The sequence below is a fragment of the Gallibacterium sp. ZY190522 genome (assembly GCF_054166015.1).
This window is the reverse complement of record NZ_CM135118.1, coordinates 2,292,058-2,308,464: the sequence shown is the minus strand read 5'-3', so window position 1 is coordinate 2,308,464 and position 16,407 is coordinate 2,292,058. Positions and strand designations below refer to the sequence as shown.

Annotated in this window: 16 protein-coding genes and 2 pseudogenes; 13 read left to right on the top strand and 5 right to left on the bottom strand. The window is 35.9% G+C overall.

What is annotated here, in order from left to right:
- Positions 1-240: 240 nt before the first annotated feature.
- The 3 genes and pseudogenes from ACXPAV_RS11145 to ACXPAV_RS11135 form a co-directional block, all read left to right on the top strand.
- Positions 241-588 (top strand): annotated as a pseudogene (locus ACXPAV_RS11145) (pirin family protein); the annotation flags it as partial.
- A 132-nt stretch (positions 589-720) separates the two neighbouring features.
- Positions 721-1,857: an RNA-guided endonuclease InsQ/TnpB family protein gene (locus ACXPAV_RS11140; protein ID WP_458003497.1), complete on the top strand. Its 1,137-nt coding sequence runs from the start codon at positions 721-723 to the stop codon at positions 1,855-1,857.
- 146 nt (positions 1,858-2,003) lie between these two features.
- A pseudogene (locus tag ACXPAV_RS11135) lies at positions 2,004-2,348 on the top strand (pirin family protein); the annotation flags it as partial.
- A 44-nt stretch (positions 2,349-2,392) separates the two neighbouring features.
- Here the strand turns inward: ACXPAV_RS11135 and ACXPAV_RS11130 are convergent.
- Positions 2,393-3,202, bottom strand: a complete 810-nt coding sequence (locus tag ACXPAV_RS11130; protein ID WP_335795928.1) for an IclR family transcriptional regulator — start codon at positions 3,200-3,202, stop codon at positions 2,393-2,395.
- A 224-nt stretch (positions 3,203-3,426) separates the two neighbouring features.
- Here ACXPAV_RS11130 and yiaK point away from each other — a divergent pair, with 224 nt between their 5' ends.
- From yiaK to ACXPAV_RS11080, 10 genes are all read left to right on the top strand, one after another.
- On the top strand, positions 3,427-4,425 hold the full coding sequence (yiaK, locus tag ACXPAV_RS11125) for a 3-dehydro-L-gulonate 2-dehydrogenase (RefSeq protein WP_039136787.1): 999 nt from the start codon (positions 3,427-3,429) through the stop codon (positions 4,423-4,425).
- Between the two features lie 44 nt (positions 4,426-4,469).
- Positions 4,470-4,937 carry a YhcH/YjgK/YiaL family protein gene (locus tag ACXPAV_RS11120; protein ID WP_039136789.1) on the top strand — a complete coding sequence of 156 codons (468 nt, stop codon included), beginning with the start codon at positions 4,470-4,472 and terminating at the stop codon, positions 4,935-4,937.
- A gap of 8 nt (positions 4,938-4,945) precedes the next feature.
- Complete coding sequence (locus ACXPAV_RS11115; protein ID WP_039136791.1) at positions 4,946-5,428, top strand: TRAP transporter small permease; 483 nt, start codon at positions 4,946-4,948, stop codon at positions 5,426-5,428.
- Complete coding sequence (locus ACXPAV_RS11110; protein WP_458003496.1) at positions 5,425-6,705, top strand: TRAP transporter large permease subunit; 1,281 nt, start codon at positions 5,425-5,427, stop codon at positions 6,703-6,705. Before ACXPAV_RS11115 ends, ACXPAV_RS11110 begins: the two co-directional genes overlap by 4 nt.
- 15 nt (positions 6,706-6,720) lie before the next feature.
- Positions 6,721-7,698 carry a TRAP transporter substrate-binding protein gene (locus tag ACXPAV_RS11105; protein WP_458003495.1) on the top strand — a complete coding sequence of 326 codons (978 nt, stop codon included), beginning with the start codon at positions 6,721-6,723 and terminating at the stop codon, positions 7,696-7,698.
- A gap of 55 nt (positions 7,699-7,753) precedes the next feature.
- Positions 7,754-9,241 carry an FGGY-family carbohydrate kinase gene (locus ACXPAV_RS11100; RefSeq protein WP_458003494.1) on the top strand — a complete coding sequence of 496 codons (1,488 nt, stop codon included), beginning with the start codon at positions 7,754-7,756 and terminating at the stop codon, positions 9,239-9,241.
- Positions 9,242-9,260: 19 nt separating this feature from the next.
- On the top strand, positions 9,261-9,911 hold the full coding sequence (locus ACXPAV_RS11095; protein WP_458003493.1) for a 3-keto-L-gulonate-6-phosphate decarboxylase UlaD: 651 nt from the start codon (positions 9,261-9,263) through the stop codon (positions 9,909-9,911).
- Between the two features lie 20 nt (positions 9,912-9,931).
- Positions 9,932-10,792, top strand: a complete 861-nt coding sequence (locus tag ACXPAV_RS11090) for an L-ribulose-5-phosphate 3-epimerase (RefSeq protein ID WP_065231552.1) — start codon at positions 9,932-9,934, stop codon at positions 10,790-10,792.
- Positions 10,786-11,481: an L-ribulose-5-phosphate 4-epimerase gene (gene araD, locus ACXPAV_RS11085; RefSeq protein ID WP_039136804.1), complete on the top strand. Its 696-nt coding sequence runs from the start codon at positions 10,786-10,788 to the stop codon at positions 11,479-11,481. Before ACXPAV_RS11090 ends, araD begins: the two co-directional genes overlap by 7 nt.
- A gap of 146 nt (positions 11,482-11,627) precedes the next feature.
- A complete protein-coding gene (locus ACXPAV_RS11080; RefSeq protein WP_458003492.1) occupies positions 11,628-13,196 on the top strand; it encodes an AbgT family transporter in 1,569 nt (522 codons plus the stop codon).
- A gap of 159 nt (positions 13,197-13,355) precedes the next feature.
- Here ACXPAV_RS11080 and ACXPAV_RS11075 read toward each other — a convergent pair whose 3' ends face one another.
- The 4 genes from ACXPAV_RS11075 to ACXPAV_RS11060 all read right to left on the bottom strand — a co-directional run bounded on the left by ACXPAV_RS11075 (position 13,356) and on the right by ACXPAV_RS11060 (position 16,394).
- A complete protein-coding gene (locus tag ACXPAV_RS11075; RefSeq protein ID WP_458004430.1) occupies positions 13,356-14,246 on the bottom strand; it encodes an IS256 family transposase, variant Zn-binding type in 891 nt (296 codons plus the stop codon).
- A gap of 234 nt (positions 14,247-14,480) precedes the next feature.
- On the bottom strand, positions 14,481-15,311 hold the full coding sequence (gene aroE, locus ACXPAV_RS11070; RefSeq protein WP_458003491.1) for a shikimate dehydrogenase: 831 nt from the start codon (positions 15,309-15,311) through the stop codon (positions 14,481-14,483).
- Between the two features lie 2 nt (positions 15,312-15,313).
- Positions 15,314-15,877, bottom strand: a complete 564-nt coding sequence (locus ACXPAV_RS11065) for a Sua5/YciO/YrdC/YwlC family protein (RefSeq protein WP_458003490.1) — start codon at positions 15,875-15,877, stop codon at positions 15,314-15,316.
- A complete protein-coding gene (locus ACXPAV_RS11060) occupies positions 15,861-16,394 on the bottom strand; it encodes a topoisomerase DNA-binding C4 zinc finger domain-containing protein (protein ID WP_458003489.1) in 534 nt (177 codons plus the stop codon). The genes ACXPAV_RS11065 and ACXPAV_RS11060 overlap by 17 nt, the downstream gene beginning before the upstream one ends.
- Between the last annotated feature and the right edge of the window lie 13 nt (positions 16,395-16,407).

The window sequence follows — 16,407 nt, the reverse complement described above, 5'->3', positions numbered from 1 at the left end:
AAATAAACTATCGTTACTTTTTAATAGGGAAAAACAATGAGTAAATATGGTTTTTTCTATTAAAGTGCTTTCTATCTAACTTTATTAACAAACAAAGAAACTTATTGTTTTTTAGTCTGTAGTACTGAGGTTATTATTTCCTAATAAGAAACAAACCTTTCACAAACTTGCTATTCATTTCTTATTTTTATAACTCTACAATAAAACACACAAGTAAAGATTAAAAATAAGGAACATATTATGTTATATATCAGAAAAGCAAATGAACGCGGACACGCAAACCACGGTTGGCTCGACTCTTACCATACTTTCTCTTTTGCCGGATATTATGATCCAAATTTTATGGGATTTTCGAATTTACGAGTAATCAACGAAGATCGTGTTGCTTCGGGTCAAGGATTCGGAACTCATCCACATAAAAATATGGAGATTCTTTCTTATGTTTTAGAAGGCACTATCGCTCATAAAGACAGTATGGGTAACGTACAACAACTTCCTGCGGGTGAATTTCAGATTATGTCCGCCGGCACAGGTATCACCCATTCGGAATTTAATCCGAGCGATACAGAAGGATTGCATTTTTATCAAACAGTGCCGTAAAACTCTGCCCTTCAGGGCGGAGATATAAGGCACAAGCGAATCTGGCGTTTGTTGTTGTCGATGTTGGCGAAAAATCAATAACAATATAAAATAGCACCATTTTTACACTCCTATTTTTGTATGTTACTCCGCAAAGCCTTTAAGTTCGAGATAATGCCAAACGGCAACCAAATCCGCAGAATTAAGCAGTTCTGTGGTTGCTCTCGTTTTGTGTTCAATCGGGCGTTGGCTTGGCAAAATGAACAATACGAGCAAGATAACAGCTTTAAGTTCAGTTACACCCAAATCGCCAACTTGCTTGCACAATGGAAAAAAGAATTAGTTTGGCTGAAAGCATGCCATTCTCAAGTGCTTCAACAGTCTTTAAAAGACCTAGAAAGTGCGTTTAAAAATTTCTTTCAACAGCGAGCAGACTTTCCAAAATTTAAGAAAAAAGGTTTAAAAGAGCGTTTTCGCTTTCCGCAAGGTTGCAAATTAGAGCAACAAAATAACCGCTTGTATCTGCCAAAGATTGGCTGGGTTCGCTATCGCAACAGCCGAGATATCGTGGGTGAAATCAAAAATGTTACCGTCAGCCAAAAGTGCGGTCGCTTTTTTGTTAGTATTCAAACTGAATTTGAGTACGAAATCCCGACACATAAAGGCGGTGAAATCGGTATTGATATGGGCGTTGCACGTTTTGCCACGCTTTCAAACGGTGAATTTTTTGAGCCATTAAACGCCTTTAAAACCTACAAAGGCAAATTGGCAAAACTCCAACGCCAACTCAAAAATAAGGTTAAATTTAGTCAAAACTGGCAGAAATTAAAGGCAAAAATCGCCAAACTGCATCATAAAATTGCTAATTGTCGCAAAGACTTCTTGCATCAGACTTCAAGCAAAATCAGCAAAAACCACGCCATGATCTATATTGAAGATTTGCAGGTGTCAAATATGTCAAAATCAGCCAAAGGTACGGCGCAAGCACCAGGAAAAAATGTTGCTGCAAAATCAGGGTTGAACCAAGCGATATTAGATCAATCTTGGTTTGAGTTTCGCCGTCAGTTGGACTACAAAATGCAATGGCAAGGCGGATTTTTAGTGGCAGTGCCAGCGCAAAATACCAGCCGAACTTGCCCTTGTTGTGGTCACGTAGCAAAAGAAAATCGCCAAACACAGGCTAATTTTGAGTGTGTAGAATGTGGCTACACAGAAAATGCCGATGTGGTTGGAGCGTTAAATGTATTGGGGCGTGGGCGAGCTATCGTCCACGCGTAATAAAATGTCAGGGCAGGACATGCCCGTAGAGCTTGTGAAGTGAACTTCATTGAGAGGTCAGCAACAAGAACCCACCGAGAGTAGCCCATTGCTTGCCAATTGGCACTAGTAGGAATCCCCGTCCTTTAGGGCGGGGAGGATGTCAACAAATATGGATTGAACCGAACGAATTAAATATCAAACCTCGTTATGATCAAAAAGCATTTCCTGCTCAAGAAGGGGCAACGCTCATCCTTTCACCAACAGCGGAAAATGGTTCATTCAAGGTGTATCAAGATATGAAGTTATGGCGTTATCAGCTTTCCGCCGACAAGACAGAACAGATTACATTGAACTACAATCGCAACTATTGGTTACAAGTAGTAAAAGGGGATTTAACTATAAACGGTAAAGTCGTTCATATTAGTGACGGCATTGCCATTAGCCAAGAAACATTGCTTGAAATCATCACCAAAACCGATGTCGAGTTTTTGTTGTTTGATTTGGTGTAATTTTAGATAAGAAATGCGGTTTTACCGCATTTCAATAAATAAAACTATATTTCTTTATTTGAAATATTATCTTTTAACCAACCTAACTCTTCTGAAACAGAGTTAGCTGTATTTATCAGTGGTTGTAAAATATGAGAATGACCTAATTGACCTAGTTTTATTGTAGAGAGAGAAATTGATATTGCATATTGAATCTTATTCTGAGCATTAAAAACTGGTGCGGCAATACAGGATATTCCTAGCTCATTTTCCTCTCTATCCATAGAAAAACCGTTTTGACGAATAATCATAAGCTCTTGTTGCATAACGGAAATATTAGTAATCGTGTTATAGGTTAATTGTTCAATAATTTTGTTACTTCTCTCCCAATAGTCAGCCAATTTTATTGATTCATCATATGCCAAAAATAATTTTCCCATTGCTGAACAGTACAACTGCATATACTGACCAATATAAGAACGAGTTCTCATCATACCTGTTGTTGGTTCAAGCTTATAGATCAAAATAACTTGATCACCATCTCGATAAGAGAAATTAACTGTTTCTCCTAATTCTAAATTTAATCGTTCTAAATGAGGTGCAGCAACATTAATTATGTTCATAGAAGATAAAACTTTTTGGCCTAATGCAAGACACTTTGTCGATAAGCGATAACTTCCAGAGGCAAGTGCAGGTTTCACAAATCCAGCAGCCTGTAAACTCTGTAATAAACGATGCGTTGTACTTTTGTTTAATTGAGCTATATCCGCAATACTAGCTAAAGGACAACCATTTGGATAATTACTAAGAATATCAATAAGATGAAGTCCTCTTACCAAACTCTGACTTCCTGCAGTTTTTTCTTCTGTTTTCATACTTTGTTCATACCCTATTATTTCAATATTTTTAACACCATTCCAGTAAGTATATTACTATGACTTTATAAAAATTTTATACATCTTCATCAATATATTAAATGTTAAGCAATGAGATATAGATCACAAAATTAAAATAGATCTTTCTTTCACTGTTGACTAATCTCTTTTCAAGTTTATTATTTGAAATACAATTTTATTATATGAAATTAAAGGTAAAGAAAATGAGAGTGAGTTACCAAGAATTAAAATCTGAATTCAAACGGGTGCTATTATCTAAAGGCGTAAATGAACAAACAGCTGAAGATTGTGCAACTATGTTTGCTGATACTACTCAAGCAGGAGTGTACTCTCACGGAGTCAATCGTTTCCCTCGTTTTATTCAACAATTAGAAAAAGGAGATATTCACCCAGAAGCACAGCCAACAAAAGTTCTCTCTTTAGGTGCCATTGAACAATGGGATGCTCATCAAGCCATAGGTAATTTAACCGCGAAAAAAATGATGGATCGTGCAATGGAAATTGCTGATGAATTTGGGATTGGTGTAGTCGCATTAAAAAATGCTAATCACTGGATGAGAGGTGGTGGTTATGGTTGGCAAGCCGCAGAAAAGGGTTATATCGGAATTTGTTGGACTAACTCTATCGCAGTTATGCCGCCTTGGGGAGCAAAAGAATGTCGAATAGGAACTAACCCTTTAATTATTGCTATCCCAAGTAACCCTATCACTATGGTTGATATGTCTTGCTCTATGTACTCTTATGGGATGCTAGAGGTTAATCGTTTAGCCGGTCGCCAAACTTTCGTTGATGCGGGATTTGATGATGAAGGTAATTTAACACGTGATCCAGCTACTGTTGAAAGAAACCGTCGTTTATTACCTATGGGATTTTGGAAAGGATCCGGCTTATCTATCGTCTTAGATATGATCGCAACTTTATTATCTAATGGGCTTTCCGTTGCTGAAGTAACAGAAGAAAAGGACGATGAATATTGTGTATCTCAAGTATTTATTGCTATTGAAGTTGATCGGCTAATTGACGGTAAAACAAAAGATGAGAAATTAAATCGTATCATTGAATATGTAAAAACAGCTGAAAGGGCAGATCCTAACGTTGCAGTTCGCTTACCTGGACACGAATTTACAACATTATTAGCTGAAAACAAAGCAAACGGCATTCCGGTTGATGATACAGTTTGGCAAAAACTAAAATCCTTATAACAATTCTTATTGTTATGTCGAAACTTTATTAAGGAGGAATATTTATGTTTTTCGGTCACATCCGGCAATTAGAATTATCTTACTATCCAGAAGCAATTCAAAAAGCGCTTCTTTTTCTGAAAAATACTGATTTTAACTCATTAGCTGTTGGTCATTATCCAATTGAAGGAGACAAGATTTTTGCACAAGTTTTGGATCTAACAACTCAGGAAAAAGAATCTATTTTGCCGGAAGCCCATAAATGTTATTTAGATGTCCAATATTTACATAGTGGTCAAGAATTGATTGGGGTTACTGTAGATATTCCTCCTAAAGATATTGCGATTCCCTATAATCCAGATCGCGATATCTTATTCTATAAAAATGTCCCATATGAAACTATGTTGGTTATGAGACCAGGTAACTTTGCTATCTTCTTTCCTCAAGATATTCACCGTCCCGCTTGCATTGATCAGGAAAGTTCTTCTATTAGAAAAATTGTAGTAAAAGTATCAATAGACTTACTTAAGTGAGGTTTTTTATGGATAAATTTAACCTTTTCACTAAAAAGCTATTGGAAATTTGCGTTGCTGCTATGCTAGCAGTTATGTCATTTTTAGTATTTTTAAATGTAGTTCTTCGCTATAGTTTCAACACTAGTTTTACAATGACAGAAGAACTTTCACGTTTTTTATTTATTTGGGTTATTTTTTTAGGTGCAATTCTAGCTTTTTCAGAAAATGCCCATGTTAATGTTTCAGTACTTTCAGACAAATTATCAAAAAAAGGGAAACTAATTCTTTCTCTATGTACAAACGCTATTATGCTTATTTGTTGTTATCTTATCTTTACCGGTAGTTATCAACAGATGGTTATCAATTGGCATAACTATTCTCCAATATCAAGTATTCCTACAGGTATCAGTTTTTTAGCAAGTACTACTATGAGTTTTGGTATTGGCTTATTAATTATTTCTCGTCTTATTGTTAATATTGCAACTCTTTTTAGGGGAGAAAAAGTATGACAATTTTTATTTTCCTAACTGTTCTCCTTAGCAGCATTTTTCTGGGTATTCCCGTTGCTTTCTCATTAATCGTCTGTGCTATTGCACTTATGATTCATCTTGATGTATTTGATCCACAAATCCTGGCACAAAACCTAGTCAGTGGTGCTGACAGTTTTTCCCTACTTGCTATCCCTTTCTTTGTTTTAGCAGGTGAAATAATGAATGAGGGGGGATTATCAAAACGCATTATTGACCTACCAATGAAACTTGTTGGGCATAAACGTGGAGGGTTAGGTTTTGTAGCTATTATTGCTGCAATGATTATGGCTAGCCTATCCGGTTCTGCCGTTGCTGATACTGCCGCAGTTGCTGCAATGTTAATTCCGATGATGAAAACAACAGGTTATCCAATTCACCGCTCTGCTGGGTTAATAGGGGCCGCTGGCATTATCGCACCAATCATTCCCCCATCAATTCCATTTATTATTTTTGGTGTAACAAGTGGAGTATCTATTACTAAGCTCTTTATGGCAGGTATTTTCCCTGGCGTTTTTATGGGGTTATGTTTAGCTGTACTTTGGGCTTGGCAAGCTAAACGATTAAATTTAATGACTTTTTCTAAAGCCTCCAAACAGGATCTCTGTATATCATTCAAAAATAGTATTTGGGCTTTATTACTTCCTGTAATCATTATAGGTGGTTTTAGATTAGGTATTTTTACTCCTACTGAAGCTGGGGCAGTAGCAGCATTTTATGCATTATTTATATCACTTTTTGTCTATAAAGAACTTAAAATTTCCCAGCTATATAAAGTTTTGGTTTCATCAGCAAAAACAACGTCTGTTGTAATGTTACTAGTAGCTGCTGCTCAAGTATCCGGTTGGTTAATTACTATCGCTGAACTGCCACAACAGATTACAGAACTTCTTGAGCCTCTTTTAGATTCACCAACTTTACTACTATTTGTTATTATGGCAGCAGTGTTTGTTATCGGTATGGTAATGGATCTTACTCCTACAGTTCTGATTTTAACACCTGTACTAATGCCGCTTGTTGAAGAAGCTGGTATTGATCCCGTTTATTTTGGGGTCTTATTTATACTCAATACATCTATTGGATTAATTACGCCTCCAATTGGCAATGTATTAAATGTCATTACCGGTGTCTCAAAATTACCGTTTGATCAAGCGGCTAAAGGCATCTTCCCTTATATGTTTATGTTATTGGGCTTGTTAATACTCTTTATTTTCTTCCCAGCGCTCATTTTAGAACCTTTCCATTGGCTACAACCTTAATTTAAGGAGAATCATATGAAAAAACTAACTGCTTTTTTTGCCAGTTTAACTTTAATAGCAGCTACTGTAAGTGTACAAGCAGAAACCACTTTACGTTTTGGTTATGAAGCACCAAGAAGCGATACCCAACATTTAGCTGCAAAAAAATTTAATGAGTTACTTAAAGAAAAAACTAAAGGAGAAATTAAGCTATCACTATTTCCTGACAGCACATTAGGCAATGCCCAAGCTATGATTAGTGGAGTCCGAGGAGGAACAATTGATCTTGAAATGTCAGGATCGCCGAACTTTAGTGGGTTAGTACCTAACCTCAATGTCATTGATATTCCTTTTATTTTCCAAAATAAAGAACATGCTTATCGTGTTTTAGATGGTGAAATCGGACAAGGTCTTTTAAAAGAATTAGAAGATAAAGGATTAAAAGGATTAGCTTTCTGGGAAGTAGGCTTCCGTTCTATGACCAATTCGAAACATCCTATCCATACACCTGAAGATGTAAAAGGATTAAAAATTCGTACTAATCAAAACCCTATGTATGTTAAAGCCTTCCAATTGTTAGGTGCGAATCCAGTTCCAATGCCACTTTCAGAGTTATACACTGCATTAGAAACACGAGCTGTCGATGCCCAGGAACATCCTATCGGTATTGTGTGGTCTGTAAAACTTTATGAAGTACAAAAATATCTTTCATTAACTAATCATGGTTACACACCATTACTAGTGGTAATGAATAAAGCGAAATTTGATGGACTTTCTCCAGAATTACAACAAGCCATTATTGAATCAGCTCAAGAAGCAGGTAAATATCAACGTGAACTTAATGCCAAAAAAGAAATTGAAATCCTAGATAAAATGAAGAAGGCAGGCGTTGAAGTTGTAGAGCAAGTTGATATGAAACCTTTCAAAAATGTGGTTGAGCAACCTGTTCGCCAATTCTTTATAGAAAAAAATGGTGACTCATTAATTAAAGCTGTTGATGCATTAGCAAATTAATAATGGAGTATAATGGGGGAGGCTCATCCCCCATTACCCAAAGCGGAGAAAAATAATGGCATTTTGGTTAGGTATAGATTGTGGTGGAACATTTATTAAAGCGGGAATTTATGATGATTCAGGAAAAGAATATACGACTTTCCGACAGAGCTTAACCGTAATTAGCGAAAATCCTGGTTGGGCTGAACGTAATTTAAATGAATTATGGTCTGCCTGTATTGCGGTCATTAAAGGCGTATTAAATCAAGAAACAATTAACGCCGATGACATTAAAGGTATCGGTATCTCCGCCCAAGGCAAAGGCGTTTTCTTACTAGATAAACAATTACAACCTTTAGGAAAAGGAATCCTATCTTCTGACCAACGTGCATTATCAATTGTTAAACAGTGGCAACAACAGGATATTCCAACAAAATTATATCCACTCACTCGACAAACATTATGGACTGGGCATCCCGTTTCTATTTTACGTTGGCTAAAACAATTTCAACCTGAACGCTATCAAAATATTGGTGCTGTTTTAATGTCTCACGATTATTTGCGTTTTTGTCTTACAGGTAAATTAGGCTGCGAAATTACTAATATTTCAGAATCTAATTTATATAATATGGAAACTGGTCAATACGATATTCAATTAGCTAAATTACTTGGTATTGATGACATCATTTCTTGTTTTCCTCACATCATTAATTCATCTGAAATTGCTGGTTATATTACACCTGAAATCGCAAAAATAACTGGATTATCTGTCGGTACTCCTGTAGTGGGGGGACTATTTGATGTCGTGTCAACTGCCTTATGTTCTGGTATCCAATGTGAATCAGTTAATCAAACGACCACACTTAACATCGTATTGGGAACTTGGACTGTCGTAAGCGGAATTACTGACTATATCGATCAAAGTCAGTCATTCCCATTTGTATATGGACGTTATGCTCAACAAAATCAATTTCTTGTACACGAAGCCAGCCCTACTTCTGCTGCAAATTTAGAATGGTTTACTAAGCAATGGTTAAATCTCGACTATAACAAAATTAATAATATGATTGAGGAATTACCTAAAGCTGAAAGTAGTATTTTATTTGTACCCTTTTTATATGGTTCAAACGCAGGTCTCGGAATACATTCCGGCTTTTATGGCATTCAATCGATTCACTCTCAAGCTCATTTATTACAAGCTATTTATGAAGGTGTCATATTTAGTTTAATGACGCACTTGGAACGAATGCTTCAACGATTTCCACAAACTAAAACGATCAGATTAACAGGCGGACCAGCCCGTTCTCCTGTATGGCGGCAAATGTTAGCCGATATCAGTGGACTACCACTGGAAATTCCTTCTATATCAGAAACTGGATGTCTAGGTGCTGCATTAACTGCGATGGTTGGTAGAGGTATTTATCCCGATTTTGCTACTGCACAGAAGAACCTACAACACGAAGTGATTAAGGTACAACCTGATCACAATGTATATGAAAAATACCGTAACAAATATCAAAAATATACAAAATTTGTTCAAGCATTAAAAACTCTTGAAAATTAATTATAAAATAGGTGATTTTATGACAAAACCTTTATTGCAATTAGCTCTTGATTGCCAAGAAATGAATACCGCATTCACCAGTATAGACACAGTAAAAGATCATATTGATATTATTGAAGTAGGAACAATTCTTGCCTTTGCTGAAGGAATGTCCTCACTAAAACAATTAAAACAGAAATATCCGAACCACATTCTTGTTTGTGATATGAAAGCCACTGATGCGGGTGCTGTACTTGCCAAAATGGCTTTTGAAGCAGGGGCAAATTGGATTACTGTTTCAGCCGCTGCTCATATTGCCACTATAGCAGCAAGTAAGAAAATTGCTGATCAATATGGTGGCGAAATTCAAATTGAACTTTATGGACATTGGACATTTGAAGATGCAAAACAATGGGTTGATTTAGGAATAAAGCAAGCAATTTATCATCGCCCTCGCGATGCCGAACTTGCTGGAATAGGTTGGACAGCAAATGATTTGGAAAAAATATCTAGTTTATCTAAACTAGGATTACAACTTTCTATCACCGGTGGCATTACTCCAGAATCAATCTCTTTATTTGCCCCTTTTAATGTAAAAGCTTTTATCGCCGGACGAAGTTTAACCGGAAATAATGGTTACCAAATGGCAAAAAACTTCAAAAATGCTATCCAAAATAATTGGTCATCATAATAGATATTAAGGAATTAAATATGAGAACACATAAATTAGGTATTTATGAAAAAGCTTTACCAAAACACCTTAGCTGGCAAGATCGTCTTTCTACCGCTAAAGCTTGTGGCTTTGATTTCGTAGAAATTTCTATTGACGAAACTGATGAACGTCTTTCTAGACTAGATTGGAGCAAACAAGAGAGAATTGAAATTGTCAAAGCAATTATCAACACTGGGATTACAATACCGTCTATGTGCCTTTCAGGGCATAGACGTTTTCCCTTTGGTTCTCATGATGAAAAAACAAGACAAAAAGCTTATGAAATTATGGAAAAGGCTATTCAATTAGCAGTTGATATTGGTATAAGAACAATACAATTAGCTGGTTATGATGTTTATTATGAAGAACAAGATGAAGGTACGATTAAACGCTTCCAACAAGGTTTGGAATGGGCTGTAAAACTGGCAGCAAGCAATCAAGTGACACTTGCGGTCGAAATTATGGATACTAAATTTATGAGTTCTATCAGTCGTTGGAAGTTGTGGGATAACTTAATTCAATCACCATGGTTTACTGTTTATCCCGATATTGGCAATCTATCTGCTTGGAATGATAATATTGAAGAAGAATTACGACTTGGTATCAATAAAATTTCTGCAATCCATCTAAAAGATACTTTTAAAGTAACAAACGATTGCAAAGGTCAATTTAGAGACGTTCCATTCGGTCAAGGTTGTGTTGACTTTGTTAGCACTTTTAAAATCTTAAAAAGTTTAAATTATCGTGGTGCTTTCCTTATTGAGATGTGGACAGAGAAAGCTGAAGAGCCAATTTCTGAAATTATTAATGCTAGACGTTGGATAGAAAATAAAATGAAAGAAGGAGAATTTGAATGTTAGAACACTTAAAACAACAGGTTTTTGAAGCAAATTTAGATTTACCAAAATATGGACTAGTCACTTTTACTTGGGGGAACGTTAGTGGCATTGATAGAGAAAATAATCTTGTCGTTATTAAACCTTCAGGAGTAAGCTATGACACAATGACTATCAATGATATGGTGGTTGTTGATTTAATAACAGGCAAAGTTATAGAAGGCAATAAAAAACCATCTTCTGATACTCCAACACATTTAGAATTATATCGACAATTTCCGACTATTGGCGGTATTGTCCATACACATTCACGCCACGCCACTGCTTGGGCTCAAGCAGGTATAGATTTAAAAGCATTAGGAACAACGCATGCAGATTATTTTTATGGTGCAATTCCTTGTACTAGGAAAATGACAGAACAGGAAATTAATGGTGAATATGAGTTAGAAACAGGGAAAGTTATTGTTGAAACATTCCTGAATAGAAAGATCGAAGCCAAAGATATTCCGGCAGTATTAGTACATTCTCACGGACCATTTGCTTGGGGAACAGATCCTCACAATGCCGTTCACAATGCTGTTGTATTAGAAGAAATTGCTTGTATGAATTTATTTACTTATCAACTAAATAGTAAAATTGACTCAATGCAACAAGTGCTATTAGATAAACACTATTTACGTAAACATGGTAAAAATGCCTATTACGGACAGTAAATAGCTATAGATACTTTAATAGAGTCTCTTTTTCTTAAATTTTAAAAGGTTAGATATTTTGTTCTATATAGTGTGGATTTTTTGTTCAAAACTGATTAAATTAACTATTGTTAATTTATTGTTAGAAACACAAGGCGAGGTATGATATGACAGTAACAAAAACTCCACCTAAAGGAAGTAAATTCCTAAGAACTGTTGAATGGTTAGGGAATGCACTGCCCCATCCAGTAACATTATTTGTAATTTTAATTACTTTACTATTAATTGCGTCAGCATTAGGAGAATATTTTGGAGTTTCTGCTATAGATCCTCGTCCTGAAGGAGCTAAAGGACGTAGTGTTGATGGGGTAATTTATGTAGTTAGCCTATTAAATCAGGAAGGATTAATTAAAATTCTCACCAATTTGGTGAAAAACTTTACCAACTTTGCTCCACTCGGTACAGTATTAGTTGCAATGCTTGGTGTTGGAATTGCTGAGAAATCAGGGCTAATTTCTGCCGCAATGCGTTTGCTCGTGTTAAAAGCTCCACGAAAACTTACTACATTAGCTGTAGTTTTTGCTGGTATTATGTCGAATATGGCTGCTGAATTAGGCTATTTAGTACTTATTCCGTTAGCTGCAATTATTTTCCATTCTTTAGGGCGACACCCATTAGCAGGCTTAGCCGCTGCATTTGCTGGGGTATCAGGTGGTTATTCTGCCAATTTATTATTGGGTACTATCGATCCATTATTAGCTGGGATTACGCAACAAGCTGCACAAATCATTGATCCGAATTATCTAGTTGGAGCAGAAGCAAACTGGTACTTTATGTGTATCAGTACTTTCATTATTTCTGTCATTGGTTATTTGATTACTGAAAAAATTGTAGAGCCACAATTAGGTGAATACAAAGGTTTATTAAGCCAAGATGAAATTGATGAGCAACGTTCAGCTAACGTTACTCCTTTAGAGCGTAAAGGCTTAATATTTGCTGGCTTAGCTTTCTTATTCTGTTGTATTTTACTTGCGATCAGCGTTGTACCAGAAAATGGTATTCTACGTAACCCAACTACAGGTTTAGTGGCAGGTTCACCATTTTTAAAATCTATTGTCGTCTTTATTTTTGTTTTATTTGCTATCCCTGGAATCATATATGGTATGGTGGTGAAAAGCATTCGTAATGATAAAGATGTCGTCAATGCAATGGCAGAAATAATGAGTTCTTTAGGGCTTTATTTAGTAATTATTTTCTTTGCTGCACAATTTATCGCTTTCTTTGGTTGGACAAATATTGGGCAAATTATTGCAGTAAAAGGCGCGAATTTACTGAATGAACTAGACTTACACGGTGGCTTATTATTTATTGGTTTTATTCTAATTTGTGCTTTCATTAACTTAATGATTGGCTCAGCCTCAGCACAATGGGCTGTAACAGCACCTATTTTCGTGCCAATGCTAATGCTTGCGGGGTATGCACCAGAAGTAATTCAAGCAGCATATCGTATTGGTGACTCTGTAACCAATATTATCACCCCAATGATGAGCTATTTCGGTTTGATTATGGCAACGGTTATTAAGTATAGAAAAGATGCTGGCGTAGGAACAATTGTTTCAATGATGCTACCTTATTCCATTGCATTCCTTATTGCTTGGTCTGCACTCTTTTTTATCTGGGTATTTGTTTTTGGGTTGCCTGTAGGCCCAGGCTCAGCCACTTATTACACCCCATAGTATAAAAATGCAGTAATATTTCATTGTATCAGTTACTAACAAACCTACGGATACTTCATCGTAGGTTTGTTTTTAGGCATAGTAGACAAAATTGTTGCTGATCTATCAAAAACTATGCCATGTGGACAATTTTGTTGCTAATATTTATTTTTCAAAATATTAGCAACTCTTTTTATTTAAAAAATCCTTTATAAACATAATCTTATGCTGTTTTGTTAAGCCATTATGATTATTTAATTGACGTTTTAGATGTTTAAATAATCCTTCAATCCTATTTGTCGTCTTTTCAATATTTATTTCAGTATACTTTTCAAAAGAGAATAAATAATTCATATACCATTTTAAACTGTCATAAGCGCCTCTTATGTTTCGATGCTTATATGGGAAATAGCCTGTTTCATTCGCTTTTTCACTTCGTTCTTTTAAAAAAATCTCGTGCTTTAAATACCATGTATGTAAGCGAAGATAAAATTCATTTTTTGTACTTTCTGTTATTGTTTTAGTGATAATTTTTAATTCCTTACCTGCTGATGATTGATGTTTTTTTCTTAATTTTCTCATTACAATAGCTATCATATGAAATTGACACATCTGTACCGGAGTATTAAAAAGATCTTTCATTAATCCTCTTCTCCCATCACAAGTAATAGCTTGAATTATATAGCCTTTTTCTCTTAGTCGATTTAATGCTAATTGGTAATAAATATCCTTTTCTGTTCGTATAAAGTGATAACAAACTACCTTATTTGTTTTTGAATCCATCAGCACTAAAACACCAAAATAGCGACCAAAAAAGGTGGTATCCATAATAATGTTCAGGTATCGATTTTGAGGTAATTTTAAGGGTGTTTTGGGGGATTTATCTATATATCTTTGAATGGTTCTAACGGAACAATGATATTTAATTGCAAGTTGTTGATAAGTTTGTTTTCCACAAGTGTAATCAGACCAAATTTTTATTGGCTCTAATTTCTTTTTGAACGTAAATGTTTTATGGCATTGGTGACAAAAATAACGTTGAAAATTATTTAATTTGCCATGTTTCTTTATTTCTGCACTTTGGCAAAATGGGCAGTTTTTTATTCATATTTCAAAAAGAGGGCTTAAAGCCTTGTACTATAAGGCTTTAAGCCTCTTTTTAGCAACAATTTTGTCTACTATGCCTGTTTTTATCCACTTCATCTATCAAACAAAAAAGTAATCGGAAGTTACTCTTACTAGCTCAAAGGGCTAACTTTTTTCTAGTGCTTTATCTGAAGTTTAAATAGGGTCTTAATAATACCTCTACATTATTTCCAACCAATTTCTCTCATTCACCATTTCATTAATGTGTGGCATAACACCTTCCCATAACAAGAAAGAGTGAGCGGCTTGAGCCACCAACATTCCTAAACCATCACTACAATGCTGAAGCCCTAATTGTCTGCAATGTTGGATAAAAGGCGTTATTGCACTTGGTGTATATTGCATATCATAAACGGCTGCACACTTCATTAACACATTATCCGCAACTGGAGCAACCTGCCCGTGTAATCCACTGGATGTAGCATTAATCACCACGTCAAAATGTTGATAAGGAATATCCTGCAAAGTCGTTGCTTGAATATTGCCATAAACAGAAAATTTTTCAGCCAATGCCTTCGCTTTTTCTAATGTCCGGTTTGCCAAAATAATTTTCTGTTTAGCCTGTAACAAGGGATACAGTACACCTTTGGTCGCACCGCCTGCCCCTAATAATAAAATTTGTTGATCTGGTTGTAACCACCCCAATCGCTGTAAATCAGTAACCAATCCGGCACCATCCGTATTGTCTGCAAACAAACTGCCATCTTCCAGCCGTTTTAATGTATTGCAAGCTTGCGCTAAACGGCAACGTTCACTATGTTGATCAGCCAACTTAAATGCACGTTCTTTGAAAGGAGCGGTAATATTGCAACCATTCGCCCCTTGTTGGAAAAAGGTTATTAATTGTTGCTCAAACTGCTCAAGATTGCCTAATTTTGCAACATAATCTAGCTTTTTTCCTGTAGTTTTGGCAAATATAGCGTGAATTAATGGTGATTTGCTTTGTGAAATCGGGTTTCCCCAGACAGCGTAGTGATGTTGTGTACTCATAATTATCCTTGTCTAACAATTTGGTTTGTAAAGAGATCTCTAATTTCTGATGGATTTTTTGCATCACCTACTTCCGCTTGTAACACTGGAAAGTTTTCACCGAACTGCTCTTGCACTTGCAAATAAGTTCTACACGGCTCTTGACCACTAAGGTTTGCACTGGTTGAAGTAATCGGCATTTCTGCAAGTTGACACAAATTTTCAACCGATGGATGGCGACAAAGTCGAATCGCAATCGTCTCAAAACGCCCAGTGAGAAGAGGAGAAACCTGTTTTTGTACTGGCACAATCCAAGTGGTCGGTCTGGTATAGGTTTGTTGTAATCGTTTTAAATCTCTCAAAGAAAATCTATCAAAATCAATAATTTGCTTAAAAAAATCTAAATATGGTGCAATTAAAATTAGCCCTTTTTCTTTTGGACGTTGTTTTAATTTAAGCAGTTTTTCAATCGCCTGTTCATTAAAAGGATCACAACCTAAACCAAACACCGCTTCGGTTGGATAGGCAATCACTTTTCCCTGTTTCAATTGGGAGACAATAAAGTCTAAATTATTCATTCCTTTCATAAAAAATATGCTTACAACTTTTATTCAAACATTGATAGCTGATCTGCTTTTCATTCCGTTTTTTCACAAACACTAATGGGAAAGCGCATTTTGGACAACTTCTTTCCAGCGGCTGTTGTGCTACATTAAAACGACAATGCGGATATTGATTACAGGCAAAAAATACTTTTCCTCTAGCACCACGCTTCGCAACCAATTTTCCTCTACGACAAGATGGGCAAGTTACCGCTTGATAATCAGTTTTCTGTGGCTCATCACTGACAATGAAATGACATTCAGGATAGTTGCTACAGCCGATAAACATACCAAACTGCCCTCGCCGCAATACTAATGGATGAGCACATTCAGGGCAATTCTCTGGTAATACCTTCAAAATTTCGCCTAAAGTTTGGTTTTGTAACGGTCTAAGGTAATCACATTCTGGGTAATTGCTGCAACCAAGAAATAACCCCTTTTTACCTCGTTTAAGTTGTAAAAAATGCCCACATTGAGGGCATTTTTCTGCTGATTCATTCATATGCAAGTGAGAA

What these genes read in the sequence shown, in the direction of transcription:
- ACXPAV_RS11065 (WP_458003490.1), bottom strand. Translation starts at nt 15,877, where the DNA reads ATGAAAGGAATGAATAATTTAGACTTTATTGTCTCCCAATTGAAACAG.
- ACXPAV_RS11110 (WP_458003496.1), top strand. Translation starts at nt 5,425, where the DNA reads ATGACAATTTTTATTTTCCTAACTGTTCTCCTTAGCAGCATTTTTCTG.
- ACXPAV_RS11140 (WP_458003497.1), top strand. Translation starts at nt 721, where the DNA reads ATGTTACTCCGCAAAGCCTTTAAGTTCGAGATAATGCCAAACGGCAAC.
- yiaK (WP_039136787.1), top strand. Translation starts at nt 3,427, where the DNA reads ATGAGAGTGAGTTACCAAGAATTAAAATCTGAATTCAAACGGGTGCTA.
- ACXPAV_RS11090 (WP_065231552.1), top strand. Translation starts at nt 9,932, where the DNA reads ATGAGAACACATAAATTAGGTATTTATGAAAAAGCTTTACCAAAACAC.
- ACXPAV_RS11115 (WP_039136791.1), top strand. Translation starts at nt 4,946, where the DNA reads ATGGATAAATTTAACCTTTTCACTAAAAAGCTATTGGAAATTTGCGTT.
- ACXPAV_RS11080 (WP_458003492.1), top strand. Translation starts at nt 11,628, where the DNA reads ATGACAGTAACAAAAACTCCACCTAAAGGAAGTAAATTCCTAAGAACT.
- ACXPAV_RS11120 (WP_039136789.1), top strand. Translation starts at nt 4,470, where the DNA reads ATGTTTTTCGGTCACATCCGGCAATTAGAATTATCTTACTATCCAGAA.
- ACXPAV_RS11105 (WP_458003495.1), top strand. Translation starts at nt 6,721, where the DNA reads ATGAAAAAACTAACTGCTTTTTTTGCCAGTTTAACTTTAATAGCAGCT.
- ACXPAV_RS11130 (WP_335795928.1), bottom strand. Translation starts at nt 3,202, where the DNA reads ATGAAAACAGAAGAAAAAACTGCAGGAAGTCAGAGTTTGGTAAGAGGA.
- ACXPAV_RS11060 (WP_458003489.1), bottom strand. Translation starts at nt 16,394, where the DNA reads ATGAATGAATCAGCAGAAAAATGCCCTCAATGTGGGCATTTTTTACAA.
- aroE (WP_458003491.1), bottom strand. Translation starts at nt 15,311, where the DNA reads ATGAGTACACAACATCACTACGCTGTCTGGGGAAACCCGATTTCACAA.
- araD (WP_039136804.1), top strand. Translation starts at nt 10,786, where the DNA reads ATGTTAGAACACTTAAAACAACAGGTTTTTGAAGCAAATTTAGATTTA.
- ACXPAV_RS11100 (WP_458003494.1), top strand. Translation starts at nt 7,754, where the DNA reads ATGGCATTTTGGTTAGGTATAGATTGTGGTGGAACATTTATTAAAGCG.
- ACXPAV_RS11095 (WP_458003493.1), top strand. Translation starts at nt 9,261, where the DNA reads ATGACAAAACCTTTATTGCAATTAGCTCTTGATTGCCAAGAAATGAAT.